Below are 25728 nucleotides of genomic sequence, written 5' to 3'. Positions count from 1 at the left end.
GGTCCGGGCTCACCGGCCGCCGTCGCCGGAGCCAGCGTCGCCCGAGCCGCCGTCGTCGCCGTCCTGGGGCTCGCGGAAGCCCTCGTAGATCTCCTTGCACACGGGGCACACGGGGAACTTCGAGGGGTCGCGGCCCGGGACCCAGACCTTCCCGCAGAGCGCGATCACGGGCTTGCCGGACAGCGCTGAGGAGAGGATCTTCTCCTTGCGGACGTAGTGCGCGAACCGCTCGTGATCGCCCGGCTCGACCTCCTGGGCCTGCTCGGTGCGCTCCAGCACACCGGTAGCGCCTCCGCTCGGAGCCTGCGGGTCCATGGGGTTCGGGCTCGACTCGCTCATGCGCCGAGTCTACGTCCGTCGCGACGCGGAACGGACATGCTGCGCGCCCCCGGCGGCCTCGTGGACGGCGTGGCGCGGCCCTGACCTGCAGTGTCGGTCGACCGCACTTTCTTGCCCCGATCGTCGCGCGCTCGCACCGCGCGCGGGACTGGGGCTAGTGTCGCGCCATGGCGAGCGACGACGCCGGCGCGCGGGTGCGCGTCGACAGCTGGGTATGGGCGGTGCGACTGTTCCGCACACGCTCCCTCGCGGCCGCCGCCTGCCGAGCTGGGCACGTCAAGGTGGCCGGCGAGCGCGCGAAGCCCAGCACGCCCGTGCGCGTCGGCGACGAGGTCCGCGCCCGCACCGACGCGGGCGAGCGCATCGTCATCGTGCGCCGGACGATCACCAAGCGGGTCGGGGCGGCGATCGCCGTGGACGCGTACGAGGACCACTCCCCGCCGCCCCCGCCCAAGGAGCTGCTGCTGTCCATGCCGCGGCGCGACCGCGGCGCCGGGCGCCCCACCAAGCGGGAACGCCGCCAGCTCGACCGGCTGCTCGGGCATGCGGTGCCGCCGACCGAGGACGACTGAGGCCTCAGAGCCCGTCGCGTCCCAGGGTGTTCTCGCCGAAGCCTTGGAGGAAGCGCGGGCCCGCCTGGGCGAGCTCCACGTCGTACGCGGCCGCCCACGGGCCGAACGGACGCTGGGAGAGGCTCTCGTTGGCGAAGCGCCAGTCGTCGGTGATCTCCGTGATCGCGAAGTCCGGGATGCTGAGGTCCGTCACGGGTCCCCCGCGCTCGCACTCGGCGACGACGAGGGGGTGGTTCGCGCCGCCGAAGACGTCGATCACCCAGCCGTCCGCGCCGATCCACGTCGCATAGCGGTTCTTGACGATGCGCGCGCCGCCCCGGCGGATCATCTCGACGCCCATGTGAACGTCGATCTGCCGCTCGGCCTCGTAGCGGGTGCCCCCGACCTGCGGGCCCTTGACCGTGAGGGCACAGAAGTCGAACTGGGCGGCGAACCGATCGAGAACGTCGAGCGGGTCCTCCGTGCCGTCCATGGCCAGCAGCACCGATGACGCCTGGACGCGCAGGCGCATGGCGTAGCCGTCGGCCGCGAGGAAGTAGCTCTGCACGATCAGCACCGGGTCCGGCTCCGCAAGGACGTGGTCCGGCACCTCGCGCACCAGGAAACGGCGCTCGAACTCGAAGTCGCCGTAGCCCGTGTCGCTCATGGTCATGTCCTCGTCGGTGCCCATCGAGGCGAACGTACCACCGCGAGTGTGACGCATCACGGACCTGGGGACCGCGTCGATGACTTCAGCGGCGCCGACTTCGTGCCGATCATGGGGGCATGACCACCTGGGCCTCACGCCTCCCCCGCGCCGCGCTCCACTCCGGCGTCGCCGCGACGGTGCCGTGGGTGTCGACGTGGCTGGTCAGCCGGTGGATGGGGCGGGACGCCAGCGGAGCCGAGCGGCTCACGGTCGACACGTTCGTCCGCGAGTGGACCTCGGCGGGGAGCGTCGTCGGCCTGGTCCTGGTCGTGCTGGCGACGACGGCGCTGGCAGCGGCCTTCCGGGACCCTGGGGTGCTCGCGACCGCGGGCCGTGCTGCCGGCGTCTACGTCCTGCTCGTGTGGGTGCTCGCGACGAACTGGACGTACACGATCGGGAGCGATCCGAGGCTGGACCGGGGCACGGTCGAGCAGCTGTGGGGCGTGGCGTGGGCGCACGCGGTCGTCGTCGCGGTACTCGCCGTCGTCGCATTCGCCGTCCTGGCCCCGCGGGACGAGACCGCCGCGTCCTGACGCGCGCGCGCCGCGATCCGGAGCGAACATCTGGCACATGGCCAGCCTTCCTGAGGTGTCCGACACCAACGCCGCGTGGCTCGTGGAGGTCGACCAGGTCGTCCAGGTGCTCGACGCCGCGGCGATCACCGGCGACGTCGTCGAGCTCGCCGCCGGCACGGGGACGTGGAGCATCCACCTGGCCCGATGTGCGACGCGGCTGACCGTGCTCGACGGGGCGGCGGCGACGCTGGCCCGCAACCCCGTGGTCGGTCAGCCGCACGTCGTGTCGGTCGTCGCGGACCTCTTCACGTGGGAGCCGGACCGCCGTTACGACGCCGTGTCTTTCACGTTCTGGGTGACGCACGTCCCGCGGGAGCGGCTCGACGACTTCTGGGCCCGGGTGGCGCGTGCGCTCAAGCCCGGGGGGCGGGTGTTCTTCGTCGACGACCGCGCGAGCGCGACCGATGCCCCGCACGTCGTCGCGGCGGACGGGCAGCTGATGTCGCGGGAGCTCGACGACGGACGGGTCGCGACGATCGTGAAGAACTTCTACGAGCCGGACGAGCTGTGCGACGCGGCTCGCCGCGCGGGCGTCGAGCTCACCGTCGGCAGCACCCCGCGGTACTTCGTGTACGGGTTCGGGGTGCGCACCGCTGGTTGACCTGTCCGGCGTCTGGCGGGTCCCCGGACACGTGCGTGCGCGCTCCGCTACGCTGCGGCCGAGCCGCACGCCGACTCAGGCGCGCTGGCCCCTCCAACACGAGATGGATCACACGCATGCGACTTCGCACCATGCTGACGTCGGCGATCATCGCCGGCCTCGTCACCGCCGGCGCCGTGGCCGGGCCCGCCAGCGCCGGGACGGGCTCTGCCTCCGACCCCGCCCTGCCCGCGTCGGTCACCGTCAAGGTGAAGAACATCAACAACAAGAAGGGCAAGTCGACGGTGAAGAAGTTCCTCACCGTCGACGTCGTGGTCCCTGGGACCTTCACCGACACCTTCTCCGACGGCTCTCCCGCTGGGACCAAGGACGTCTGGTGGAGCGTCGAGGTCCGCTCGACCGGCAAGGGCTCGTGCGGCGGCTCCTACGGCGACGTCCTGATGCGCAAGAGCGAGGTCGACGGCCGTACGGGAGGCAGCTGGACGATCGACCTGCCGATCGAGAACACGCGCAAGGGGTTCACCAACTACTACCTCAAGAGCGGCACGTGCAAGCTCACTGCGAAGCTCGACGTGTACCGCTCCACGATCAACCCCGCCGGGTCGATCGACAAGGAGATCACGGCGACGACGTCGTTCAAGATCCTCAACGCCACCAACGTGGCGAAGCCGGCTGCGTCGCGCACCACGGTCAAGAAGAACGCCAAGGTCGCGCTGTCGGGCAAGGCCACCTACCTGCGGGCGGACCAGAAGGTCTACTACAAGACCAAGGCCATGAAGAAGGGCACCAAGCTCGTCCTGCAGCAGAAGGTCAAGGGCTCCTCGAAGTGGAAGAACGTCAAGAAGGTGAAGGTGGGCACGTCGGGACGGTGGAAGACCACCGTCAAGGTGAAGAAGACGACGTCGTACCGCGTCGTGTTCAAGGAGACCAGCACCCTGCGTGGTGACGTCTCCAGCGTGCGGACCGTCAAGGTCAAGCGCTAGCCCTCTTGCTCGCGGGCACAGCGAAGGCCGCCCCGTGGGGCGGCCTTCGCTGTCTGGTGGAGGTGCGGGGAATCGAACCCCGGTCCGGTGACGCCGATCGAGGACTTCTCCGGGCGCAGTCTGCTAGTGGATTTTCTCGGCCCCAGCACGCACGCAGACAAGCTGCTGACAGGCCCAGTCATCTAAAAGTCCCCGCAGCACCGATGACGAATGCTGTGAGCAGTGGCTCTCTAGCTGACGCCAGGAACCGGAGCGAGAGCTACTCCGGGCTGACGGACTTCAGGACTCGCTCAGGCGGCGAGTGCGAAGTCGGTGCGCTTGTTATCGGCACCTATTGGTTTGCAGACATCGTTTACGAGATAAGTCTGCATCCTCGGCCCGCTTCTCCTCGAAGCACGACCACCGTCGAAACCGATCACCCCCATGTTCAGTTTTCAAGCACCCAGGGCGGCACGCCGCTCCGGACACCCTCGAGCCTACTCCACAACCCCACCGAGCTCCACGGTATTTCCGGTCACACGATGGGTGCCGGCGGGGGCCGGCCCGGCCGCGGGGAAGCTCGTCGTCCACAGGCGACGAAGGGTGCCGGACAGGCGTGCGAGGTTCGGTACGATTCGGACCGACTCGGGCGGGTCCGGCACGGTACCTGCCTCCGACCAGAGATGGACGTACCGCATGAGACTCCGCACCCTGATGTCCTCCGTGGCCCTGGCCGCGCTCGTCGCGACGGGCTCCGTCGTCGCCCCGGCCGCGGCGGGCGGCGCCTCTGCCGCAGACCCCGCGACGCCGTCGTCGGTGACGATCACCGTCCGGGACGTCAAGAACAAGGCAGGCACATACACGCTCAAGCGATGGGCGACCGTGGACGTGAAGGTGCCGCTGCCCGCGTCGCCGGACCCTATGCCGAACCTCCCGCTCTTCTGGGACGTCACGGTCGTGGCATCGGGCGGACCGTCGTGCCTGGGGCCCGGTGGACTCACCGCACGTCGCCCCTACGAGGTCCTGTACCGCAACGAGACCCACGCGACCGGCGGCGGTTCGTGGACCATCGACCTGCCCGTGCAGAACGTCAAGGGCGCCAACCCCGGGTACCTGCGCAACGGCACGTGCACGCTGACGGCGACGCTCGACGTCTACCGCAACGCCGACCACCCGGCCGGCGGCCTCAACTCGATCATCGAGGCCAAGACCACCTACAACATCCGCTCGGCGACCAAGGTGACGCGCCCCAAGGCCTCGCGCACGAAGGTCACGAAGAACAAGAAGGTCACCCTGTCGGGTCGCGCCACCTACGTGCGGGCGGACGCGCGCTACCACTACAAGCACCGCTCGCTGAAGAAGGGCACCAGGCTCGTGCTCCAGCAGAAGGTCAAGGGCTGGTCCAAGTGGCGCAACGTGAAGACCGTCAAGGTCGGCGCCGGTGGCAAGTGGAAGACGAAGGTCAAGGTCCGCAAGACGACGAGCTACCGCGTGGTGACCAAGCAGACGAGCACGCTCTACCGCGACGTGTCGAAGGCCCGCACCGTCAAGGTCGTCCGCCGCTGAGGGGACGGGTTCGGGCGGCGGGCGCTCTCACCAGCTCCCGCCGCCCCCACCGCCGGTGCCCCCACCGACGCTGACGGAGCCGCCACCACCGGCGCCGCCGCTGACCCCGAGCGCGCTGCCGGCGGCATCGCCGAACGACGTCACGGCCGTGACGGCATGCACCCACGACGTGACAGCCCCCGAGTGCACGAGCCACTGGGCGGTGCTCATGCCGCTGGCGCGCGCGGCCCACTGCTCGGCGACCTTGAAGACGAAGGCGTACGGCAGGTAGCGCTCGACGACGTCGCCCGGGACCGGCCCGCTGCCGTCCCCCTCCTCGAGGTAGCGCTCGAAGCCGCGGACCTCGTCCGTCACGGCGCTGCCGCTCGCGGTACGAGCCGGCGCGCGCCCGGAGACGGCGAGGATCGTCACGCCGGTCACGCACATGGCGACGCCGGGCCACGCCCAGCCGGGCAGGTTCGGCCCTGCCAGGAGGAGCCCGATCGTGGCGACGATGCCGACGAGGAGCACGACCGCCCCCCACCCGAGCCATCGGTTGCGGACCTTGTCAGGGCGCGCGCTGAACCAGCCGCGGTCGACGACGTGCGCGTACATCGCCTCCCGGATCGCCGGCATCGACGTCGCGTAGGACTTGGCGAGGTCCGTGACGGGAGTCGTATCGCCTGAGGTGCTCACTGTCTCGAGCACGAGCGCCTCGTAGGCGAGCAGCTGCGCGTCGGGTTCCCGGGTGCGGGTGACGTGCCACGCGTAGCCGGGGGCGTCGTCGGAGGGCTGCTGCTCGAGCCTGAGGTAGCCGCGGATGGCGAGGTCGAGGATGGTCGCGGTGATGTCCTGGGCGTCGACGCGCTCGTCGACGAGCGTGCCGAGCTCGCCGGGGCGGAACCCGGTGGGCGGCGCGGTGCGCAGTGCCGGCTTGCCGTCGACCGATCCGGTGAACGCGCGCTCGTCCTGCCCGACGCGCGTCGCCTTCCGCGCCACGCCGACGACCCCGGCAAGGGCGAGCGCGAGGCTGACCCAGATCCCCGCGCCGCCGACGTGCCAGGCGCGCGAGTAGGCCCGGTTGGGCTCGGTGAGCGGGACGGGGTCGCCCAGGGCGCTGTCGTCGAAGCGCGCGAGGACTGTCAGGCCCTCCCCCGGCTCGAGCCGGTCCGCCCGGTAGATGGCACTGGCCCCGTCCGCTGACTGGTCGACGGCGTCGCACGTCGCCTGCGAGCCCGCGCCGCCCGCCACGCACGCGGCCTCGCGGAGGGGGGCGGGCCCGTGCACGACGACGGTGACGTTCTCCCGGGCCAGCTCCCAGGCGGAACCCACGACGTCGTAGAGGAGCTGATCGCCTGCCTCGGTGATCGAGGCGCCCGTGGTGAGGCCTTCCCAGCGGATCGTGACCTCGTAGGTGTGAGACCCGGTGATCTCGACGTCCTCGTCGCCGATCTGCACGGTGAGGGCGCCGTCCGCGTCCTCGTACAGGTAGTCGACCGGGGTGCCGGCGTCCGCGGGGGTCCACACGCGCTGGATCTCGGGCCGGTAGACGCGGTTGTGCTCGTGCGTGTAGCCCTCGCGGGTCACGTACGTGAGGTACGGGCCGTGCGCCGCGTCGGCGCGGAAGTCCATGTCGAAGGACGTCGTGACGACCGCGCCGCCGTCGGCGTCAAGCGCGACGTCGACGTCCATGCGCGTGACGAGGTGGTCACGCTCGTCGGCGACCGCAGCGGGGGCGCCGAGGACGGCGAGGCCGAGCAGAGCGAGCCAAGCGACGACGACGGCCGCCGCGGATCGGCGGGCGGCGCTGGCGCGTCTGGGTCCCACAGGCGCGGTCAGGTCATCTCGCGGGCGCGCATGGCCCGCTGCGCCTCGAGGGTGTCCTGGCGCTCGCGCAGGGTCTGGCGCTTGTCGTACTCCTTCTTGCCGCGAGCGAGCGCGATCTCGACCTTGGCGCGGCCGTCAAGGAAGTACAGGGACAGCGGGACGATCGTGTGCCCCTTGGCCTGGACGTCGTTCTGCAGGCGCAGGATCTCGTTCTTGTGCAGCAGCAGCTTCCGCTTGCGCCGCGGCGCGTGGTTGGTCCACGTGCCCTGCGCGTACTCGGAGATGTGCACGTTCTCGAGCCACGCCTCACCGCGGTCCACCGCGATGTAGCCGTCGATCAGCGAGGCGCGCCCGGCGCGCAGCGCCTTGACCTCGGTGCCGCTCAGCACGAGGCCGGCCTCGTAGACGTCCTCGACGACGAAGTCGTGGCGCGCCTTCTTGTTGCTCGCGACGAGCTGCTTGACCGGCACGCGTTCGCTCGGTCCGGAGGAGCGCTTGGTTCCGTCCGGGACCTGGTAGAGATTGCCCTTGGCCATCGCCCCTCCTCTAGTCCGTGGCGCAGGTGCGCCTCAGCAAGGATAGTCCGGGCTGGTCGGGGCGTCGCCGGGTTTTCCCGACGGCGTAGCGGGGTGCGGACCTCGCTGGGCTCTGATGGCGTCGAGCAGACACTCCCGCCGAACGCGGCGTTTCGATAGCATCGCGACACTTCACCCGGCCGAGCATCAGGGAGTTCGCACCGATGACCACCCCCATCGCCTTCACCGACAACGTCCGCGACCTGTCGAACCGGGAGGGCTTCCAGTTCGAGTTCCGCTGCGAGCGCTGCGGCAACGGCTACCGCTCAGCGTTCCAGCCGGACATGCTCGAGCGCGGCAAGGGGCTCCTTCGGACCGTGGGTGGTGTGCTCGGCGGCCGGGCCGGGCACATCACGAACATGGCGAGCTCGTGGGCGATGGATCGCGGCACCAACTCCGCCGCGAAGGACAAGGCACTCGGTCAGGCCGTCACGGAGGTCGCGCACCGGTTCGAGCAGTGCCGCGGCTGCGGCCAGTGGGTGTGCGGGGACGTCTGCTGGAACGGTGAGGTCGGCCAGTGCGCCCGATGCTCGCCGATCGTCGCGGAACAGCTCGCCCAGCTGCAGGCGGACGCGCGCGAGCGTCAGCTGCGCGAGCGGCTCGCGGACACCGACCTGGTCGGGAACCTCAGCCTGGAGCGGCAGGCCGTCGTCCTCTGTCCGTCGTGCGGCGCCCGCGCCGAGGGCGGCAAGTTCTGCGGCGAGTGCGGATCGGCTCTCGCCCTGGTGCGCGCATGCTCGGGCTGTGGCCACGAGAACCCGAGCACCGCGAAGTTCTGCGCCGAGTGCGGGACGAGCGCTACGGCCTGACGTTCCGTGGCGCGGCGGCACGCGAGAGCGCCGCTCAGACCATCGACTCAGAGCATCGACATCGGGTTCACGGTCGCCCCGTTGACGTACACCTCGAAGTGCAGGTGGCACGCCGTCCCGGTTCCCGTGTTCCCCGAGTAGCCGACCAGCTGGCCCTTCTTCACGGACTGGCCCGGGTTCACGCCGTAGCGGCTCAGGTGGTTGTAGCTCGTCATGAGGTTGGAGCCGCTGACCGACCCGTGATTGATCAGCACCTGGTTGCCGTAGCCGGCGCGGTACATCGTCCACTGCACCTTGCCGGAGGCGGACGCGTAGATCGGGGTGCCGCAGTAGGCGCGGAAGTCGGTCCCGGCGTGCAGGCGCATGTAGCCCAGCACGGGGTGCAGACGGTAGCCGTACTTCGAGGTGATGTAGACGTTCTTCGTCGGGTAGGCCAGGTAGGAGCTGCTCGCCGGCGGAGCGGGCTCGGGAGCGGCCGCTTCCTCGCGCTGGGAGTTCCGCGACGCGGCGCGTTCCCGCGCGGCCTTCTCCGCGGCGAGACGCTTCTCGCGCTCGATCGCCTTGAGGCGCGCCTTCTCGGCGTTCGTGAGGCCGATCAGCTCCTGGATGTCCGCGGTGAGGGCATCGGCGGCGGCCTCCTTCTCGGCCTTGGCCTGCTCCTGCGCGGCCTTGCGGCTCTCGACGACCGCGAGCTGCTGCTGCTGCTCGGCGAGGAGCTCCTCGACCGCCTTGCGCTCGGCCTCGGCCTTGAGCCGGGCCTCCTCGGCGGCGACGACGGCGGCGTCGGCCTCGGCCTTGAGGTTCGCGACGGCGTCGCGCACCGCCTCGAGGCGGACCTCGGTGTTGCGGGAGGTGGCCTCGGCCTGCTGGAGGTCGGTGAGCGACGACGTCTGCGCGCGCATCGCCGCCTGCGACAGCGAGTACTTGTCGACGAACTCCTGGGCGCTCTCGGCACCGACGACCATGCCCATCCCGTCCGGGGAGCCCTCCCCGCGGTAGGCGCGGCGGGCCAGCTCGGCGATGTTCGACCGCGTGGCCGCGGCCTGCTCGGCCGACTCGGCGATCTTCACCTCGAGCGCCGCGCCCTCGGCCTCGGTGTCGGCGAGCCGCTCGGCGAGGGCGTCAGCCTCGCGCTGGGCCGCGATGAGCGACGCCTGCGCCTCGTCGAGCGCGGCCTGCGCGACGGGCAGCTGGGCCTCGATCTCCTGCAGCCGCACGTACGCGGCGGCCATCTCAGCGTCGGTGTCCTCGAGCTCCTCCTCGAGCTCCGCGATGGAGCTCTTCGCGGCGTCGCGCTCCCGCTGCGCCGCGGCACGCTTCTCCCGCAGGTCGTCCAGGGTGTCCGCGCCGGCGGGCGCGGGGAACGTCACAGCGAGCAGCGCTGCCATGACGAGGCCTGTGATGGACCGGCGAAAGCGCATCGTCACACCTTCATGTAGCGGTTGAGTGTCACCAGGGACGAGATCGCGGCGAGCAGGACGGCGACGCCGAGCAGCAGGGGCGCGAGGGCCAGGACGTCAGACTCCTGCACGAGGGGCACCCACACCACCTCCTGCGCCAACCAGTCGGTGATCAGGTAGCGGACCCCCAGCCACAGCCCGGCGACCGACGCGAGCGCGCCGATGGTGGCCGCGATCGCGCCCTCGAGCATGAACGGCAGCTGGATGAACAGGTTCGACGCGCCCACCAGGCGCATGATCCCGGTCTCTCGCCGTCGGCTGAGCGCCGAGAGCCGGATGGTCGTCGTGATGAGCAGCACGGCTGCGAGCAGCATCAGCGCCGCGAGGCCGACGGTCATCACCGACGCACGGTTGAGCACCAGGAACAGGGTGTCGAAGATCTTGCGCTGGTCCTCGACGGACTCGATACCGGGGCGCCCGGACAGGACGTCGGAGACCACCTGGTAGTTCTCGGCGTCGACGAGCTTGATGCGGAAGGACGCCTGGAGGTCCTCCTCGCGGATCATCTCCGCCCACTCCATGCCCGCGAAGTACTCCTGGAAGGACGCGTAGGCCTCGGCCTTGGTCTCGAAGTACACCTGCTCGATCTGCGGGGCGAGCTCTGGGGAGTCGAGCAGCGCCTCGATGTCGGCGATCTGCTCCTCGGACGCCTCACCGGCGGCGCACTGCGCCTTGGCGGAGCCCGTGGGGCACAGGAACGCGGAGACCTCGACCTTGCCGTACCAGTCGTCCTTGAGCTTGGACACCTGGAGCTGGAGCAGCCCGGCGGCGCCGACGAAGGTCAGCGAGATGAACGTGACGAGGATGACCGAGACGGTCATCGAGAGGTTTCGGCGCAGGCCGATCCCGATCTCGGAAAGAATGAACTGAGCGCGCACCGATATCTCCTAGCGGGTGGAGCCGTAGACGCCGCGGTGCTGGTCCCGGATGAGCTCGCCGGTGGCGAGCTCCAGGACGCGCTTGCGCATCTGGTCCACGATCTCGTCGTCGTGCGTCGCCATCACCACGGTGGTGCCGGTGCGGTTGATGCGGTCGAGCAGGCGCATGATGCCCAGCGACGTGGTGGGGTCAAGGTTTCCCGTGGGCTCGTCGCACAGCAGGATCGGCGGACGGTTGACGAACGCGCGCGCGATCGCCACGCGCTGCTGCTCGCCTCCCGACAGCTCGTGGGGGCGGCGCTTCTCCTTGCCGCCCAGGCCGACCATCTCGAGGGTGTCGGGAACGACTGTCGCGATGTGGTGGCGGGGTTTGCCGATCACCTGGAGCGCGAACGCGACGTTCTCGAAGACGGTCTTGTTCGGCAGCAGTCGGAAGTCCTGGAACACCGCGCCGATCTGGCGGCGCAGCGCGGGGACCTTCCAGTTCGACAGGGTCGACAGGTCCTTGCCGGCGACGAGGATCTTGCCCGACGTCGGGCGCTCCTCGCGCAGCATGAGGCGCAGCAGCGTGGACTTGCCCGAGCCGCTCGCGCCGACCAGGAAGACGAACTCCCCACGTTCGATCTCCATGGAGACGGCGTCGACGGCGGGACGCGCGCCACGCGCGTACACCTTGGTCACGTTCTCAAGTCGGATCACAGCTAGCCAGTTCGGTCGGGGACGGGCCGGGGATGGCCTGTTCGAGCCTAGGCACGCCCCCCGGCAGATCCTCGCCGGACACGCCGCCGCGCCGCCTGCTCAGAGCAAGGTGAGAGGACTCACATCGGGCGCAAACGGACGCCGTGCGCGTCCCTGCAGGGGCGCTCAGGCCTCGTCGCGGTCCTTCGAACGGCGCCAGCGGATGCCGGCCTCGATGAAGTCGTCGATCTCGCCGTCGAACACCGCGCTGGTGTTCCCGACCTCGTGCTCGGTGCGCAGGTCCTTGACCATCTGGTAGGGCTGCAGCACGTAGGAGCGCATCTGGTCCCCCCAGGACGCCTTCACGTCGCCCGCGAGCTCCTTCTTCTGCGCCTTCTCCTGGGCCTGGCGCTCGAGGAGCAGACGGGACTGGAGCACGCGCATGGCGGCGGCGCGGTTCTGGATCTGGGACTTCTCGTTCTGCATCGACACGACGATCCCGGTGGGGATGTGCGTCAGGCGCACCGCGGAGTCGGTCGTGTTGACGGACTGCCCACCCGGGCCGGACGAGCGGAACACGTCGACGCGGATCTCGTTCTCCGGGATGTCGATGTGGTCGGTCTGCTCGATCAGCGGGACCACCTCGACGGCCGCGAACGACGTCTGGCGCCGGCCCTGGTTGTCGAACGGGGAGATGCGCACGAGGCGGTGCGTGCCGGCCTCCACGGAGAGGTTGCCGAACGCGTAGGGCACCTTGACCTCGAAGGTCGCGGACTTCAGCCCGGCCTCCTCGGCGTAGGAGGTGTCGAGCACCGCCGTCGGGTATCCGTGGCGCTCGGCCCAGCGCAGGTACATGCGCAGCAGCATCTCTGCGAAGTCCGCGGCGTCGACGCCACCGGCGCCCGCGCGGATCGTCACGACGGCCTCGCGTGCGTCCCACTCTCCGGAGAGCAGCGTGCGCACCTCGAGCTGGTCGAGGTCCTTGCGGATACCTGCGAGCTCCGCCTCGGCCTCGGCGAGCGTGTCGGCGTCGTCGGCCCCGTCGCCCTCCGTGGCCATCTCGACCAAGGTCTCGAGGTCGTCGATGCGCGACTCCATCGACGTGATGCGCTCGAGCTCGCTCTGCGCCTGGGACAGCAGCGTGGTGACCTGCTGGGCCTTGTCCGTGTCGTCCCAGAGGTCGGGGGCGGACGCCTGGTCGGAGAGCTCGGCGATGGTCGCGCGCAGGCGCTCCGGGTCGCTCACGGCGCTGATGGTGCTCAGGGTGGTGCGGAGCGCGCTGATCTGGGATGCGAAGTCGGTGGCCACGCGTGCAAGGGTACGCGAACCGGGGCCGCCGGTTCCTGCGCGGAGCGTCCCCGTGGCACGAGCCCCGGCCATGCAGGTCAGCGCGTCCAGGTGGTCGTCGTCTGGCGCACGGACACGCCGCGGTACATCGGGGCGGCCACGCGCTCCAGGACTGCCTGGACCTCCGGCGCGTAGTCCTTGCGCTGCGGGCTGGCCAGCAGCGGGCCGGGGCCGAGCTGGATGTGATGGGTGAAGCCGCCGGGCTCGGCGCCGGAGATCCGCAGCCGGGCGAGGAACGGCTGGTGGCCCTCGGCGAGCGCCGCCTCCCGCACGGCGAGCTCGAGGCTCATGCGCGTCGTCGTACGGACCGAGCGCGGGGTGGGGCTGGTGGCGGCCGGCTTCGTCGTCGTCAGGACCAGCACGCGCACGGCCGAGACCTGCTCCCACGGCACGTGCGCGCCTCGCCACCGCACGCCGTCGCGGTCGATCTCGAGACGGCGGGTGAGGATCACGGGGATGCGCAGCAGAAACACGAGCGCGAACAGTGCGGCCGCGCCAGCGATCGCGTAGGCGATGGCGCGCGTGGCGGCAGCGTCCTCGGGTGCGGACACGATGCCGTCGTTCTGCGCGGCGGAGTGGATCCACCAGGCGACCGCCAGGCCGCCCGCCCCGAGCAGGAGGCTCGCCAGGATCGGGGCGGCCGGGGAGCTGCGGTAGCGGTCGGGAGCCGACGACGAGGGCTGGGTCACCCGCGGAGGCTAGCAGCGCGGGCGGCAGTGGGGGCTGACCAGCCGGCCCTGCAGCCGCTACGTTGAGACATGGCCTACACGTTCCAGATCAGCGTCGACTCGAACGACCCGCACCCGCTCGCCGCCTGGTGGGCCGAGACCCTCGGGTGGGAGGTCGAGCCGTCTGACGAGGGCTTCATCAAGTCGATGATCGCGCAGGGCTTCGCGAGCGCCGAGGACACGACGACCTTCGACGGTCACCTGGTGTGGAAGGAGGGCGCGGCGATCGTCTCCCCCGAGCCCGGCCACGGCACCGCGCGCCTCCTGTTCCAGCTGGTGCCCGAGCCCAAGACGACCAAGAACCGCGTGCACCTCGACGTCAAGGTCGAGGAGGGCGGCCTCGCGGACGCTCGCGCCCGCCTGGAGGCGCGCGGAGCGACGTTCCTGCACGACGGCGAGCAGGGCCCCCACACGTGGGTCACGATGGCCGACCCGCAGGGCAACGAGTTCTGCGTGACGGAGTGACCATGGCCCTCGACGATGCCTCCGCGATGCTGCCCGCGCTCCTCGACGTCGAGAAGCAGGGCTGGGACGCCCTGTGCGCCGGGACGGGCGCGGACTTCTACGGCGAGCGCATGACCGCCGACGGCGTGATGGTCCTCGCCCACGGGCACGCGATGGGGCGCGACGACGTCGTCGCCTCCCTGGCCGAGGCGCCCGCCTGGGAGAGCTACGAGATCACCGAGCCCCGGGCGGTCTCCGTGGGCATCGACGCCGTCGCGCTCGTGTACCGGGCGCGGGCGACCCGCGGCGAGACGACGTTCGAGGGGCTCATGACGAGCGTGTACACGCGGGTCGACGGCGACCTGCGGCTCGCGCTGTATACACAGACACCGGTGGTCGCGGGCTGATCCCGACATCCGAGGTGTGACGCACACCGCCCCGGGAGAAAGGTCCTACCTCTCAGGGTGGGTGCTGGCGAGACGATCGGAAGGACAGAGTCCCTGTCCCCCGATCTCCCGAGGAATCCATGTCTGCCGGTACGCGCTCGACCGTCTCCTACGCGCTCAGCTGGGCCTGCGTGCTGCTGATGCTCGCCGGCGCGGTGCTCGTGTGGCGCGCGGTGTACCTCATGGCCGTTCCGAGCGAGGGCTACGCGCCCGTGCCTGCCCCTGCGGTGCAGCAGGCGGCGTTGGTGGAGAAGGCTCCCGCGCGGGCCTGACTCGGGGCCAGGGCTCGTTGGTCACCCGCAAGCCCTCAGGCGCCGCCCTGCGTGACGCCATCGAGCTCGCCAACTGGATCAGCAGGCGGGTCTTCGAGCAGTGAAGCGGCAAACGCGGGGTTCAGCTCGAGCTGCTCGTCGAAGTCACCGTTCAGGTTCCTCACAAGCACGTCGGCCAACCGGTGTCCCATCGGTCGGAACATCACATAGGTCAGGCCACCGGACAGAATACCGCCGACAACCGGCACCGCCTTGGTGATCGTCTTCTCCACCGTCTTCTTGGTGACCTGCTTGCCGATCACGGCCCCGACCTTCTTAACGAGCGGATACCAGACGGTCTTGGTCAGCGCCTGTGCCGCGACCTTCTTTCCCAGGTTCGCGCCAGCGACCTTCGAGGTCTGCGAGACGAGCGCTGCCGCACCAGCCGCGCCGAACATGGCACCGAGGTAGGCGATGACCCGGATCTGCGCCGCCTCGGAGAGCCCGTCAGCACCGCCGTCGAAGAGCTCGTCCTCGCCAAAGAGATAGGCGATCTGCTGCGCCAGGTTGATCGCGAACCCGAAATACTGCGCAACGTCAGCCCCGCCGGCGGCCAGCATGATCGCAGGATTGCCCGCAAGACCGGTCGCGAAGGAGGCCGCTGACGTCTTCGCAGCGCTGTTGTTGATGATCGAGGTGGCCTTCCGGCGCAGCGACTCGGTCGAGTACACGGTCTGAGGGCCGCTCTGGAGGATGACCTCAAGATGCGGTGATGCCGCAAACTGCTTGCGCAGGAACGCCTCCCGATCAACGCGGACCACTGGGAGCTTGGCGACAGCACCGATCGTCTGCAGCGTCGTTCCGTACAGTTTTTCTTGCGAGATCTCGGCCATGCGAGGCAGCGTAGCGCCCCGCAGCTGCGCTCGGCAGACGGCGCCATGAGCGGCCCCACGCAGCAGAGCGAGGCTCCCGCGCGGGCCTGACCCCTGGCACGATGGCGGACATGAACGGATCCGAGCCCGCACAGCCGCTCGTCGTCGCCGACGCCGATGCCTGGCACGCGTGGCTGCTCGAGCACGACGCGACGTCCGACGGCGTGTGGCTGCTCCTGGCCAAGAAGGGCGTCACGGAGCCGACGTCGCTGAGCTACGCCGAGGCGCTCGACGAGGCCCTGTGCAGCGGCTGGATCGACGGCCAGCGCAAGAGCCGGGACGCGACGACGTTCCTGCAGCGCTACACCCCGCGACGGGCGAGGTCGATGTGGTCGCAGCGCAACCTCGAGCACGTCGCCCGGCTGATCGCGGCGGGCCGGATGCGGGCGCGCGGCGAGGACGAGATCGCGCGGGCGAAGGCGGACGGGCGGTGGGACCGCGCGTATGCCGGGCCGGCGTCCGCGGTGGTGCCCGACGACCTGCTGGCAGCGCTGGACGCGGTGCCCGGTGCGAGAGAGCGGTTCGAGGCGCTCGGCAGCCAGGCGCGCTACTCGGTCCTGCACCCGCTGATGACCGCGCCCAACGACGTGGTGCGGCAGCGGCGCTTGGCCAAGGCGATCGCGCAGGTCCGCGACCACGACGTCTGACAAGGTGAATCTGATCGAGCGTGGCTAGTGCCGCTTGAGCCCGATGATCGCCGTCACTGCGCCGAGCCCGGCAAGGGAGCAACCGGCGAGGAGAAGGAGACCTCCGCCGATGTCCGACTCTGCGCCGAACTTGCCCACCTGGAGTTGCGAGAGCAGAAAGTAGGCGCCGATCAGAAGACTCCCGACGCCCAGCAGCGTCAGTGGTGGACGCGACCGCCGAGGCTGACGCCGCTCGACCGGATTGCTCATCGCGTGGCCTCGATCCTTGCACTCGCAGGAACAGTCTCAGCTGAGCTCATCGTCGTCCTTCCCTCAGTTCGTTCACGGCACTGCTCGCTTGAACCGCGCGGCGAGAGTCGTGAACGCGTCACGCAGCTCAGGCGGACCGACCTCGGTGAGCTCGGCGTCGAACCGGCCGAAGGACGCCGCGAGCGCCATCCACGACCACGAGCCAGCGGTCAGTCGGCAGTGGCGTGCGTCGATCTCTTCGACGACGCCGTCACCGGCGAACGGGAGCACGTCACGGCTCGGGAGGGCGATCACCGCACGACCACGGCAGGGCCAGACGTCGCCCTGTGTTGAGCCCTTGAACCTCGCGGCCACGTACGCGGCGACGTCTCCGCTGGGAACCTCGCGCGGCACGAACCTTGGACCCGTCGGGATCCGCGGCATGAGGCGATCGAGCCGGAAGGTTCGCCAGTCGTCGGCGTCGAGGTCCCAGGCCACCAAGTACCAGCGACCTCGTGCGACGACGACGTGGTGCGGCTCGGTTCGGCGCGGCGCACCTCCTGGCTCGTCACCCTGCGACGCGTAGTCGAAGCGCAGCACCTCCCGGTCGCGCACCGCCGCGCTGACCGCCAGGAGCACTTCCGGCTGCACGTCGGCGTGGGCGACACCCGGGAGTGTCGTCGCGTCGAGAGCGTCCATCCGGTGCCGCAACCGCGAGGGCAGGACCTGGCGCACCGTCAGCAAGGCGCGCGCCGCCGCCTCGCTGATCGCCACCCCGCTCACTGTGGCGGACTGCAGGGCGACCGTGAGCGCCACGGCCTGCTCGTCGTCGAACAGCATCGGAGGCAGGTGCGTGCCCGCGTCGAGGCGATACCCGCCGTCGCGCCCGCGAACGGACGTGATGCCGTACCCGAGCTCGCGCAGGTGCTCGACATCCCGGCGCACCGTGCGCGGCGTGACCTCCAGGCGCTCGGCCAGGAGGGCACCGGGCCAGTCGCGACGCGTCTGCAGCAGCGACAGCAGGCGCAGCAGCCGCGCGGTCGGTGCCGCCGCCGAGGTCTCCGTCATGGGCTCCAACGTACGCGCCATTGAGGACAGGATCGGACCTCAAAGCCCGGCAGAGTCGGCGTCGTACCCGGAACCCCGCGGTAGCGAGCACGAGCTAGGAGCACCTCATGACTGTCCTCACCACGCCCCACCTGAACTTCCGCGGCCAGGCGCGCGACGCCCTGTCCTTCTACCAGTCGGCCTTCGGCGGCGACCTGACGGTGGTCACCTACACGGACGCCCACAACGTCACGGCCGACGACGAGGCCGACCAGGTCATGTGGGGCCAGGTCGAGTCGCCGCAAGGGCTGCGCGTCATGGCGTATGACGTCCCGTCCCACACCCCGTGGGAGCCGGGCGTCGACCCCGCCTTCGTCTCGGTGCGGGGCACGGACACCGCGGAGCTGACCGCGTACTGGGAGAAGCTGTCCGACGGCGCGTCCGTCGTCGTGCCGTTGGGTCCGGCCGGGTGGGCGCCGCTGTATGGCATGCTGCGCGACAAGTTCGGCGTGACCTGGGTGCTCGACCTCGCGGTCACCTGGGACGCGTCGTAGGGCTCGGGGCGGGCGGGCACCGTGGCCACCGCCCACCCGCCCTGGCTACTGCCCGCGGGCAGACGACGAGGCTGTGATCACGATGCCGTCGTCGACCAGGTCCACGAGCCACCCCACCAGGGCCGGACGCGCGACGGCGACGAGCGTCACCGCCGCGGTCTCCCCCTCAGGCGTGGAGGCCTCGACCATCGCGAGGTCCCGCAGCTTCGCGGCTTCAGGGCTCCGGCTGAGGTAGTCGCTGGCCGCGGCTTCGACCGATGCGCGCGTGAGCGCGGGCGCCTCGCCGGGGGCACCTCCGTAGAACTCTGCCTCGTCGATGACCGACGCCGCGTGCAGCGCAGCGCCGTCGGCGAGCGTCAGCAGACGCTTGCGCTCAAGGTGCACGGAGGTCACCGCCACGACGACGATCACGAGCGCGAGAGCGATCGAGGTGAACACGAGCGACAGCACGAGGACCTGGCCCTCGTCGCCGCTCGGTCGCGAATGCCGGCGACCTGTCACGGTGCCACCCGCAGCGGTTCGACGATCGCCGTCGACGTGGCCGAGACCGTGATGCTGAGCGTCTCGCCCAGCGCTGCGGGGGCGCCCGGCAAGCTGACGGCCGTGGTCACCGTCGCCGTGATGGTCTCCTCGGGAGTCAGGCATGCCGCCGCGCTGCAGTCGACGGCCAGCTCGGCATCGTCCGGCTCGATCCCTTGGTCCTGCAGCGCGACGCGCACGACGGCGACCGCCCGCTCCGCCGCCGTCTGCTCGTCGGGCGCGATCAGGTAGGCGCGGGTCGCGTCGCGGGCCGCGCCCTCGACGGCGTACGAGGCGCCCTGCACCTTGGCGAGGGTGAGCACCAGGTACACCAGCGGGATCAGGAGGATGAGCGAGATCCCGAGGAACTCGACGACGGCGCTGCCCCGGTCGTCGTCGCTCCGCAACCGGTTCCATGGGCGCGCGGCTGCGCCATGCGCACCGGTCACCACGGCGTCTCCGCCAGGGCATGGGCGCGAACCTCGAGCGTGCCGGACGGACCTAGCAGCGCGATCACGGGCATCGGCGCTCGCACGCGCACCTCGATCATCTCCGCACCGCCGACCTCCACGACGCTCGTCGTGACGTCCCCGGCGTATCGATCGGACAGCGCGCTGCTGATCAGCTCCTTCGTCCGAGCCTCCGCATCACCAGGTTCGCTCTCCAGGCGCGCACCCAGGCGCGCTCCCTCCGCGGCGCTGTCGATCAGCAGCGTGCGCACGTGCAGCGCGAGACCCAGCTGCAGGACGCCGAGGAACAGCACCGTGACCAGACCGCCGACGAGGACGAAGTCGACGGCAGCCGATCCTTCGTCACCGGCACGGGGTGCGCGCTGGCGCGCGCGGAGCGTCACGGGCCGGTGACGCCCGTGACCGCCTGGCGGAACAGGTCACCCAGGAGCGGTCCGGCGATGGCCCACAGCGCGACGACGAGCCCTGCGGTCATCAGGGTCACGAGCACCCACCCGGGCACGTCCCCGCGGTCGCGGCCGGTGGCGAGCGACCGGAGCGCCCGAGCCTCGAGCCGCTGCCAGGCATCAGCGGCCGCGCGGGCGCAGGAGGCGCGCAGCTGGATCGAGCGTCGGTCTCTCAACATCGTGGTCATCGTGCTCCTCGGGTTGTCCGGGCGGGCGCCCGGGTCGGTCGGGGTCTACAGGCCGAGCTGCAGGGTCAGGACGGAGGGGAAGACGGCGAAGACCACCGTCACGGGAAGAATGAGGAAGACGACCGGGACCATCATCGCGACCTCCTTGCGGCCGCCGATCTCCATGAGGTTGCGGCGGCCGAACTCGCGCGCGTCCTGCGCCTGGGCACGCAGCACGTCGGCGAGCGGAGTGCCCCGCTCGATCGCGACGCTGACTCCCTCCGCGAACCGCGACACCGACGGGAGGCTGCTGCGCTCCCCCAGGCGTTCGAGCGCCTGGGCCAGCGTGCTGCCCGCGTGCACGTCGGCCAGCGACCGCCGCAGATCGACGGACAGCTGGCCGCGGGCCGTCGCGCAGACGCGTTCGAGCGCTGCCACCGGGGACTCCCCGGCGGCCACCGCGAGCGCCAGCAGCTCGGCGATGGTCGGGAACTCGAGCATCATCGCGCGCTCGCGCGCCGTGATCGCGGCGGCGAGACGCTGTTCAGGAACCAGCGCGCCTGCCACACCCGCGATGAGCACGAGCACGAACAGCGCTGGTACCGCGCTCCCCCGCGTCGTTCCCAGCACGACGGCGAGAGCGAGGCCACACGCCAGGCCGATCGCGCCACCGGCGAGCTGGCGCACGCGGAACTCGTCGACGCTCACGTTCCACGCCGCTCGCTCCAGGCGACTGCTGAGCTCCACCGTGGGTCGACCCCACCGAGCGACGAGGGCGGCGCCGTCGCGCAGCGCCGGAGCGATGAGCCGCTCGAGGGTGGGGAACGGGGTCAGCGCGCGCTGCTCGCGCAGCAGGTCGGACCGCGCGGAGGACCCGCCCAGGTACGGTGCCACCCGCTGGTCCAGCGTCAGTGTCCGGGCTCGCAGGCGTTGATAGATCATCAGCAGTCCGACACCGCCGACGAAGCCGATGGCCGCGCCGGCCCACCCGTCCGGCGTCACCGCAGCACCCGGACGTCGTCGGGGAGGCGACCGATGCGCAACATCACGCGATACGCGACCAGGCACGACAGGCCGCCGACGCCCAGCACAGCGGCTCCCTGCACCGAGCTGTATGCCGCGGCGGTCTCCGGCCTGGTCGCGAGGAAGGCCAGCACGACCCACGGACCCGCGACCGCCAGCCGAGCGCCGGCGACGGTCCAGCTCTGCCTGGCCTCGAGCTCTCCGCGCGTCCGGTTGTCGTCCCGCAGGAACTCCGAGAGCGTGCGCAGCAGCCGCCCGAGATCGGTGCCGCCCACCTCCCGGGTCAGGCGCAGCGCCTCGACGATGCGGTCGGCGACCGGGTCGGCCATGCGGTCCTTGAGCTCGTCGAGACACTCGCTGAACCGGCCGGTCGCGCGATAGTCGCGGGCGAAGTCCGCGAACTCTGCCCGGAGGGCCACGGGCCCACGCGTCGCGAGCTGGCTGACGGCCTCTGGCAAGGCCAGCCCTGCGCGAACCCCCGAGGCGAGGTGGTCCACGACCTCCGGCCAGACCTCGCGCAGATCGTTGCGACGCTTTCGGGCGCGGCCGAGCACGATCGCCCACGGGCCGTAGGCCGCCATCAGGCCGAAGGCACCGGCGATCGGCAGCGCCCGAGTCAGGACCACAGCCATCGTCGCAACCGCGACGCCCACGCCGACACTGACCGCGGTCAGCCGGAGCGGGGTGATGTCCGGGAGCCCCGCCTGCACGAGGATGTCCCGGCTGCGCGACGCACCGCGGCGACGAGAAGTGGGCACGTCCCAGCACGACAGCCACACGAGCAGGACGCCCGCGCCCAGCAGCAGGCCACTCACGACGCCCATCAGGCTGGTGCCTGCAACAGTCGCGCGACGTCGATCCCAGCCGACGCGAACCGCTCCGGGGCCCCCGGGAAGCCGTCGGCGCGCACGAGTCTCCCCCCGGCCTGACGAAAGATCGTGCTCGACTCGATGGTGCCGCCCTCGACTCGTCCCGGCAGGGCGACGATCTCTCGCGTCACACGCCGGCCCGCCGCGTCGATGCCCAGGTGGACGACGATGTCGATCGCCGACGCCACGGTCGGGACGACGAACTGCGACGACACGTTCTCTCCGGCAAGCAGCGGGAGCGTGCAGATCTTGGCGATCGCATCACGAGCGCTGTTCGCATGCAGGCTGCACATCCCCGGCACGCCAGCGTTCAGAGCGACCAGCATGTCCAGGCTCTCCGCCTCCCGCACCTCCCCGATGATCAGGCGGCTGGGCCGCATCCGCAGCGCCTCCTTGACCAGACGCCGCAGGGGGACCTCGCCCGTCCCTTCGAGGCTCGGCTGGCGACACTGCATCGCGACGGTGTCCCGGTGGGTGAGCCGGAGCTCGAACACCTCCTCACACGTGACGATGCGCTCCTTTGCGGGGATGGACCCCGCGAGAGCATTGAGCATGGTCGTCTTGCCTGCCTGCGTGGCACCGGCAACCAGGATGTTGAGCCCGGCGCGCACGCAAGCATCGAGGAAGGCCGCCGCATGCGTGGTGAGCGAACCCAGGGCGACCAGCGCAGTGAGCGAGGTGGCACGGACCGTGTACTTGCGGATGTTGACGGCCCACGACCGCGTGATGTCGGGGATGACGACGTGGAGCCGTTCGCCGCCGGGGAGCGTCGCGTCGACGAAAGGGCTCGACAGGTCGAGCCGACGTCCCGAGGATTTCAGCATCCGCTCCACGAGGTCGCGGACCTGGACGGCGGTGAGGATCGTCGTCGTGAGCTCCGGTTCCCCGCCCCGCGCGACGAACACGCTGCTGGGCGTGTTGATCCAGATCTCTTCGATCTCGGGGTCGTCGAGATACTGCTGGAGCGGCCCGAACCCGACGACTGCGTCGAGCACGGCCTTGGTGGCGAACGCCGGGTCGATCACCGGCACGACGCCCCGTCCGGATCGCACGTCGTAGTCCGTCAGCGCCTCGTGGACGAGATCATGCACGCCGGCGGCGTCTCGCCCTGGGTCGAGACCGCGCCGTCGGATGAGCTCGCGCACCTCCGACTCAAGGATCGCTATCCCGTCCACCGCAGCCTCATCCCCCTGATATCGCGACAGAGCCAGACAATAGGGGAAGACCGCATCGAGTCGCCACCATCCTGTGGATAACGTCCGCAGACCGGGACACACCCTGGGCTCATCCATGAGTTTTAGTGGCTGTATCCAGCCGTGTGAGATCGCCGACGCTGGGTGTTTTCACCCTGTCCACCACGTGCACGAACGCCTATACGCGCCAACAATCAAAGGATGACCAACGTCAAGTTCGAGGCGGTCGTCGGCGACATCACGGATCAGACCGTGGATGCCATCGTGAACGCTGCCAACACCTCCCTGCTGGGCGGAGGTGGCGTCGACGGCGCCATCCACCGCGTCGGCGGACCCGAGATCCTCGCAGCGTGCCAGGAGCTGCGCGCCACCAGCCTGCCCCTCGGCCTGCGCACCGGCTCCGCCGTGGCGACCACCGCGGGCTTCCTGCGAGCCTCCTCCGTGATCCACGCCGTCGGCCCCGTGTACTCCAAGACGGAAGACCGCTCGGGGCTGCTCGCCGGCGCCTACATCGACGCGCTGCGCGTCGCCGGTGAGCTGGGCGTGCGGACCATCGCGTTCCCTGCGATCTCCGCGGGGGCGTTCGGCTGGCCCCTCGAGAACGCGGCGGAGATCGCCGTCTCGGCCGTGCGCGCCGCCGCACCCCAGGTCCCGACGCTCCGCCTCGTGCGGTTCGTGCTCATGTCCCCGCGCGCTCGCCTCGCGTTCACGACGGCGCTCGACGAGGCCGCGCGGGTCTGACTTACTCGGTCAGCCGAAGTGCTGCTGCCAGGCCCCGCCCCGGCGGTACGCCGGCGTCGCGAGCCCCAGGATCAGGATCGCCAGCAGCATCGCGCCCATCATCACGCTGACCATCGCCACGCCGCCGCTGCCGAGGAACCCGACGAGCGGCGACACGATGCCGGCCACGCCGGCCTGCATCGCGCCCATCAGCGCGGCGGCGGTCCCGGCCATGTGCCCGTAGTTGCCCAGCGCGAGCACGGAGGCATTCGCGGGGATCATGCCCTGCATGCCGAGCACGAGCCACAGGCCCACCATGACGGCGATCAGTCCGCCGAACCCGGTGATCACGACGGCGAGGAGCCCGGTGGCGAAGATGAGCTGCAGCACGAGCCCGGCGCGCAGCAGGCGCAACGGCGCGACCTTGCGCACGAGCGCGGCGTTGATCTGCGCCGACCCGACCAGGGCGATGCCGTTGATCGCGAACACGAGGGCGAACTGCTGCTCGTTGAGCCCGTACTCCTCCTGGAACACGAACGTAGAGCCGACGACGTAGCTCATGATCACCGCCATGCCGAGACCCGGGATCACGGCCACGGCCATGAACTTCCCGTCGGTCAGCAGCTCGCGGTAGCCCGCAGCAATCCCGCGCGGCCCGGCGATTCGGCGTCGCTCCGCCGGCAACGTCTCGGGCAGGAACCGCCACACCACGAGCACGAGCGAGAGCCCGATCAGCGCGAGCAGTCCGAAGATCCAGCGCCACTCCGCGAACTTGATGACGGCCCCGCCGATCGTCGGGGCGAACAGCGGCGCCACCCCGATCACGAGCATCAGCTGGGACAGCAGCCGCGCGGCGTCGGACCCGACGAAGCGGTCGCGGATCACGGCGATCGCGACGACGCTCGCGGCCGCGTTGAAGAACCCCTGCAGCATGCGCAGCCCGATCAGCGTCCCGATGTTCGGCGCGAAGGCGCACAGGATCGAGACCAGGACGTGCGCGAGCACCCCGAACATGACCGGCTTGCGGCGCCCGTACCTGTCGGAGAGCGGGCCGATGACGAGCTGGCCGACGGCTCCGCCGATGAGCATCCCGGAGATCGTGAACTGCGCCGCGGCCTCGGGCGAGCCGAAGTCGGCCGCCACCGTGGGCAGCGACGGCAGGTACATGTCCGTCGTGATGGCGGGCAGCGCCGCGAGCGCGCCGAGCATCAGGACGTACTTGGGGCCGGGTCGGAAGCCCGTGGGGGCGGGGGCAGTCACCGAGGAATCATAACGATTCGATCCCCGCCGCACGAGGGCAATCCGTCCCTCGTCCGGGTGTCGCTCCCCACAGTGACGCGGCACAGTAGAGCCATGTGCGGTCGCTACGCCTCCTTCCGGCAGAACCAGGACCTCCTCGACGCGTTCAAGATCGGCCGGGACGTCCCCGACGATCCCGAGCTCGCGCAGTGGCAGGCCTCGTGGAACGTCGCGCCCACGACGCCGGTGCGGATGGTCGTCGAGCGCGTCCCGCGCCGGGAGCAGGCCGCCGAGGCCGCCGAGGCTGCCGACGACGCTGCACCGCCGGTTCCCGTGCGCCAGCTGCGCGTCGCCCGGTGGGGCCTCGTGCCGAGCTGGGCGAAGGACCCGGGCATCGGCTCGCGCATGATCAACGCGCGCAGCGAGACGCTCCTGGAGAAGCCCGCGTTCCGCACCGCGCTGGCTAAGCACCGCTGCCTGATCCCCGCGGACGGCTACTACGAGTGGCGCCCGCCCGCCCCCGGCGCCGCGCGCACCGCCAAGCACCCCCAGCTCATCCACGCGCCCGACGGCGGCCTGCTCGCCTTCGCGGGGCTGTACGAGTTCTGGCGCGACCGCACCCTCGGCGAGGCGGCGCCGTGGCTCGTGACGTGCACGATCATCACGACGGCCGCGGAGGGCGACATGGCGCAGATCCACGACCGCCGCCCGGCCATGCTCACTCCCGAGGCCTGGGACGCCTGGCTTGACCCCACGACGTCGGCGCCCGACGCCCGCGCGCTGCTCGACGCGCGCCCGCCCGAGCTCGCGTGGCACGAGGTGTCGACGGCGGTGAACTCGGTCGCGAACGACGGCCCGCACCTCTTGGACCCGGTGGCCCCGGAGGAGCAGCCGACCCTCCTCTAGCCCGGTTGCCCTCGCGCCTGCCCGGGATTGTGCAATTCTTGCT

Annotated in this window: 33 protein-coding genes and 1 other RNA gene; 13 read left to right on the top strand and 21 right to left on the bottom strand. The window is 70.7% G+C overall.

Going from position 1 to position 25728, the window contains the following annotated elements; all coding sequences use genetic code 11:
- Positions 1-9 precede the first annotated feature (9 nt).
- Positions 10-339, bottom strand: a complete 330-nt coding sequence (locus tag BMZ30_RS03650) for a DUF3039 domain-containing protein (RefSeq protein WP_093375127.1) — start codon at positions 337-339, stop codon at positions 10-12.
- Positions 340-506: 167 nt separating this feature from the next.
- On the opposite strand from BMZ30_RS03650, the gene BMZ30_RS03645 reads away from it, so the two are divergent.
- The gene (locus BMZ30_RS03645; RefSeq protein ID WP_093375125.1) at positions 507-911 is read left to right on the top strand and encodes an RNA-binding S4 domain-containing protein; all 405 of its coding nucleotides are present in this window, start codon (positions 507-509) and stop codon (positions 909-911) included.
- 4 nt (positions 912-915) lie between these two features.
- Here BMZ30_RS03645 and BMZ30_RS03640 read toward each other — a convergent pair whose 3' ends face one another.
- On the bottom strand, positions 916-1581 hold the full coding sequence (locus BMZ30_RS03640) for a CYTH domain-containing protein (RefSeq protein ID WP_373296796.1): 666 nt from the start codon (positions 1579-1581) through the stop codon (positions 916-918).
- Positions 1582-1676: 95 nt separating this feature from the next.
- Here BMZ30_RS03640 and BMZ30_RS03635 point away from each other — a divergent pair, with 95 nt between their 5' ends.
- The 3 genes from BMZ30_RS03635 to BMZ30_RS03625 all read left to right on the top strand — a co-directional run bounded on the left by BMZ30_RS03635 (position 1677) and on the right by BMZ30_RS03625 (position 3758).
- On the top strand, positions 1677-2132 hold the full coding sequence (locus BMZ30_RS03635; RefSeq protein WP_093375123.1) for a hypothetical protein: 456 nt from the start codon (positions 1677-1679) through the stop codon (positions 2130-2132).
- Positions 2133-2169: 37 nt separating this feature from the next.
- The gene (locus BMZ30_RS03630; RefSeq protein WP_093375121.1) at positions 2170-2775 is read left to right on the top strand and encodes a class I SAM-dependent methyltransferase; all 606 of its coding nucleotides are present in this window, start codon (positions 2170-2172) and stop codon (positions 2773-2775) included.
- A 116-nt stretch (positions 2776-2891) separates the two neighbouring features.
- A complete protein-coding gene (locus BMZ30_RS03625) occupies positions 2892-3758 on the top strand; it encodes a hypothetical protein (RefSeq protein WP_143073120.1) in 867 nt (288 codons plus the stop codon).
- A 54-nt stretch (positions 3759-3812) separates the two neighbouring features.
- Here the strand turns inward: BMZ30_RS03625 and ssrA are convergent.
- Positions 3813-4181: a transfer-messenger RNA gene (ssrA, locus tag BMZ30_RS03620) on the bottom strand.
- 252 nt (positions 4182-4433) lie between these two features.
- On the opposite strand from ssrA, the gene BMZ30_RS03615 reads away from it, so the two are divergent.
- A complete protein-coding gene (locus BMZ30_RS03615; protein WP_093375117.1) occupies positions 4434-5303 on the top strand; it encodes a hypothetical protein in 870 nt (289 codons plus the stop codon).
- A 27-nt stretch (positions 5304-5330) separates the two neighbouring features.
- Here BMZ30_RS03615 and BMZ30_RS03610 read toward each other — a convergent pair whose 3' ends face one another.
- Together BMZ30_RS03610 and smpB are read right to left on the bottom strand one after the other, a co-directional pair.
- Complete coding sequence (locus tag BMZ30_RS03610; RefSeq protein WP_093375114.1) at positions 5331-7109, bottom strand: DUF2207 domain-containing protein; 1779 nt, start codon at positions 7107-7109, stop codon at positions 5331-5333.
- 8 nt (positions 7110-7117) lie between these two features.
- Positions 7118-7645, bottom strand: a complete 528-nt coding sequence (gene smpB, locus BMZ30_RS03605; RefSeq protein ID WP_093375112.1) for an SsrA-binding protein SmpB — start codon at positions 7643-7645, stop codon at positions 7118-7120.
- Between the two features lie 203 nt (positions 7646-7848).
- Between smpB and BMZ30_RS03600 the strand changes: the two genes are divergently transcribed.
- A complete protein-coding gene (locus tag BMZ30_RS03600) occupies positions 7849-8493 on the top strand; it encodes a zinc ribbon domain-containing protein (RefSeq protein WP_219810176.1) in 645 nt (214 codons plus the stop codon).
- A 47-nt stretch (positions 8494-8540) separates the two neighbouring features.
- On the opposite strand, the gene BMZ30_RS03595 is transcribed toward BMZ30_RS03600, so the two are convergent.
- From BMZ30_RS03595 to BMZ30_RS03575, 5 genes are all read right to left on the bottom strand, one after another.
- Positions 8541-9914: a M23 family metallopeptidase gene (locus BMZ30_RS03595; RefSeq protein WP_093375110.1), complete on the bottom strand. Its 1374-nt coding sequence runs from the start codon at positions 9912-9914 to the stop codon at positions 8541-8543.
- Positions 9915-9916: 2 nt separating this feature from the next.
- On the bottom strand, positions 9917-10831 hold the full coding sequence (gene ftsX / locus BMZ30_RS03590) for a permease-like cell division protein FtsX (protein WP_093375108.1): 915 nt from the start codon (positions 10829-10831) through the stop codon (positions 9917-9919).
- Positions 10832-10840: 9 nt separating this feature from the next.
- Entirely contained in the window at positions 10841-11530 is a 690-nt protein-coding gene (ftsE, locus tag BMZ30_RS03585; RefSeq protein WP_093375106.1) for a cell division ATP-binding protein FtsE, read from the bottom strand.
- A gap of 165 nt (positions 11531-11695) precedes the next feature.
- Positions 11696-12817: a peptide chain release factor 2 gene (prfB, locus tag BMZ30_RS03580; RefSeq protein WP_093375104.1), complete on the bottom strand. Its 1122-nt coding sequence runs from the start codon at positions 12815-12817 to the stop codon at positions 11696-11698.
- 77 nt (positions 12818-12894) lie between these two features.
- A complete protein-coding gene (locus tag BMZ30_RS03575; RefSeq protein ID WP_093375102.1) occupies positions 12895-13545 on the bottom strand; it encodes a hypothetical protein in 651 nt (216 codons plus the stop codon).
- A gap of 69 nt (positions 13546-13614) precedes the next feature.
- Between BMZ30_RS03575 and BMZ30_RS03570 the strand changes: the two genes are divergently transcribed.
- From BMZ30_RS03570 to BMZ30_RS03560, 3 genes are all read left to right on the top strand, one after another.
- On the top strand, positions 13615-14049 hold the full coding sequence (locus tag BMZ30_RS03570; protein WP_093375100.1) for a VOC family protein: 435 nt from the start codon (positions 13615-13617) through the stop codon (positions 14047-14049).
- Between the two features lie 2 nt (positions 14050-14051).
- Positions 14052-14435 carry a nuclear transport factor 2 family protein gene (locus tag BMZ30_RS03565; protein ID WP_219810175.1) on the top strand — a complete coding sequence of 128 codons (384 nt, stop codon included), beginning with the start codon at positions 14052-14054 and terminating at the stop codon, positions 14433-14435.
- 119 nt (positions 14436-14554) lie between these two features.
- Complete coding sequence (locus BMZ30_RS03560; RefSeq protein WP_093375098.1) at positions 14555-14746, top strand: hypothetical protein; 192 nt, start codon at positions 14555-14557, stop codon at positions 14744-14746.
- A gap of 35 nt (positions 14747-14781) precedes the next feature.
- Here the strand turns inward: BMZ30_RS03560 and BMZ30_RS03555 are convergent, their stop codons facing one another.
- A complete protein-coding gene (locus BMZ30_RS03555) occupies positions 14782-15618 on the bottom strand; it encodes a hypothetical protein (RefSeq protein ID WP_093375096.1) in 837 nt (278 codons plus the stop codon).
- 101 nt (positions 15619-15719) lie between these two features.
- Between BMZ30_RS03555 and BMZ30_RS03550 the strand changes: the two genes are divergently transcribed.
- Entirely contained in the window at positions 15720-16304 is a 585-nt protein-coding gene (locus BMZ30_RS03550) for a YdeI/OmpD-associated family protein (protein ID WP_093375094.1), read from the top strand.
- 24 nt (positions 16305-16328) lie between these two features.
- Here the strand turns inward: BMZ30_RS03550 and BMZ30_RS03545 are convergent, their stop codons facing one another.
- Together BMZ30_RS03545 and BMZ30_RS03540 are read right to left on the bottom strand one after the other, a co-directional pair.
- The gene (locus BMZ30_RS03545) at positions 16329-16553 is read right to left on the bottom strand and encodes a hypothetical protein (RefSeq protein WP_093375092.1); all 225 of its coding nucleotides are present in this window, start codon (positions 16551-16553) and stop codon (positions 16329-16331) included.
- A 72-nt stretch (positions 16554-16625) separates the two neighbouring features.
- Positions 16626-17600 carry a helix-turn-helix transcriptional regulator gene (locus BMZ30_RS03540; protein ID WP_093375090.1) on the bottom strand — a complete coding sequence of 325 codons (975 nt, stop codon included), beginning with the start codon at positions 17598-17600 and terminating at the stop codon, positions 16626-16628.
- 107 nt (positions 17601-17707) lie between these two features.
- On the opposite strand from BMZ30_RS03540, the gene BMZ30_RS03535 reads away from it, so the two are divergent.
- The gene (locus tag BMZ30_RS03535; RefSeq protein WP_093375088.1) at positions 17708-18133 is read left to right on the top strand and encodes a VOC family protein; all 426 of its coding nucleotides are present in this window, start codon (positions 17708-17710) and stop codon (positions 18131-18133) included.
- Between the two features lie 45 nt (positions 18134-18178).
- Here the strand turns inward: BMZ30_RS03535 and BMZ30_RS03530 are convergent, their stop codons facing one another.
- From BMZ30_RS03530 to BMZ30_RS03500, 7 genes are read right to left on the bottom strand one after another with little or no spacing between them, the layout of a single operon-like run.
- Positions 18179-18634 carry a pilus assembly protein TadG-related protein gene (locus BMZ30_RS03530; RefSeq protein ID WP_093375086.1) on the bottom strand — a complete coding sequence of 152 codons (456 nt, stop codon included), beginning with the start codon at positions 18632-18634 and terminating at the stop codon, positions 18179-18181.
- The gene (locus BMZ30_RS03525) at positions 18631-19059 is read right to left on the bottom strand and encodes a hypothetical protein (RefSeq protein WP_093375084.1); all 429 of its coding nucleotides are present in this window, start codon (positions 19057-19059) and stop codon (positions 18631-18633) included. The genes BMZ30_RS03530 and BMZ30_RS03525 overlap by 4 nt, the downstream gene beginning before the upstream one ends.
- 38 nt (positions 19060-19097) lie before the next feature.
- A complete protein-coding gene (locus tag BMZ30_RS03520) occupies positions 19098-19505 on the bottom strand; it encodes a TadE/TadG family type IV pilus assembly protein (protein ID WP_093375082.1) in 408 nt (135 codons plus the stop codon).
- Positions 19502-19747 carry a hypothetical protein gene (locus BMZ30_RS03515; protein ID WP_373296829.1) on the bottom strand — a complete coding sequence of 82 codons (246 nt, stop codon included), beginning with the start codon at positions 19745-19747 and terminating at the stop codon, positions 19502-19504. The genes BMZ30_RS03520 and BMZ30_RS03515 overlap by 4 nt, the downstream gene beginning before the upstream one ends.
- Before the next feature lie 54 nt (positions 19748-19801).
- A complete protein-coding gene (locus BMZ30_RS03510; protein WP_229828269.1) occupies positions 19802-20737 on the bottom strand; it encodes a type II secretion system F family protein in 936 nt (311 codons plus the stop codon).
- A complete protein-coding gene (locus BMZ30_RS03505) occupies positions 20734-21582 on the bottom strand; it encodes a type II secretion system F family protein (protein ID WP_093375077.1) in 849 nt (282 codons plus the stop codon). Before BMZ30_RS03505 ends, BMZ30_RS03510 begins: the two co-directional genes overlap by 4 nt.
- Positions 21582-22802, bottom strand: a complete 1221-nt coding sequence (locus BMZ30_RS03500; RefSeq protein ID WP_093375075.1) for a TadA family conjugal transfer-associated ATPase — start codon at positions 22800-22802, stop codon at positions 21582-21584. The genes BMZ30_RS03505 and BMZ30_RS03500 overlap by 1 nt, the downstream gene beginning before the upstream one ends.
- A gap of 219 nt (positions 22803-23021) precedes the next feature.
- Between BMZ30_RS03500 and BMZ30_RS03495 the strand changes: the two genes are divergently transcribed.
- A complete protein-coding gene (locus BMZ30_RS03495) occupies positions 23022-23561 on the top strand; it encodes an O-acetyl-ADP-ribose deacetylase (protein ID WP_093375073.1) in 540 nt (179 codons plus the stop codon).
- Positions 23562-23570: 9 nt separating this feature from the next.
- Here BMZ30_RS03495 and BMZ30_RS03490 read toward each other — a convergent pair whose 3' ends face one another.
- Positions 23571-24800 (bottom strand): multidrug effflux MFS transporter, encoded by a 1230-nt coding sequence (locus BMZ30_RS03490; RefSeq protein ID WP_229828271.1) that lies wholly within the window; start codon positions 24798-24800, stop codon positions 23571-23573.
- A gap of 93 nt (positions 24801-24893) precedes the next feature.
- Between BMZ30_RS03490 and BMZ30_RS03485 the strand changes: the two genes are divergently transcribed.
- Complete coding sequence (locus tag BMZ30_RS03485) at positions 24894-25685, top strand: SOS response-associated peptidase (protein WP_093375071.1); 792 nt, start codon at positions 24894-24896, stop codon at positions 25683-25685.
- Positions 25686-25728: the final 43 nt, after the last annotated feature.

The organism is Flavimobilis marinus, from assembly GCF_900113055.1.
Lineage (GTDB): Bacteria > Actinomycetota > Actinomycetes > Actinomycetales > Cellulomonadaceae > Flavimobilis > Flavimobilis marinus.
The sequence above is the reverse complement of the archived record's forward strand: the minus strand, read 5'-3'. Positions and strand labels throughout refer to the sequence as shown.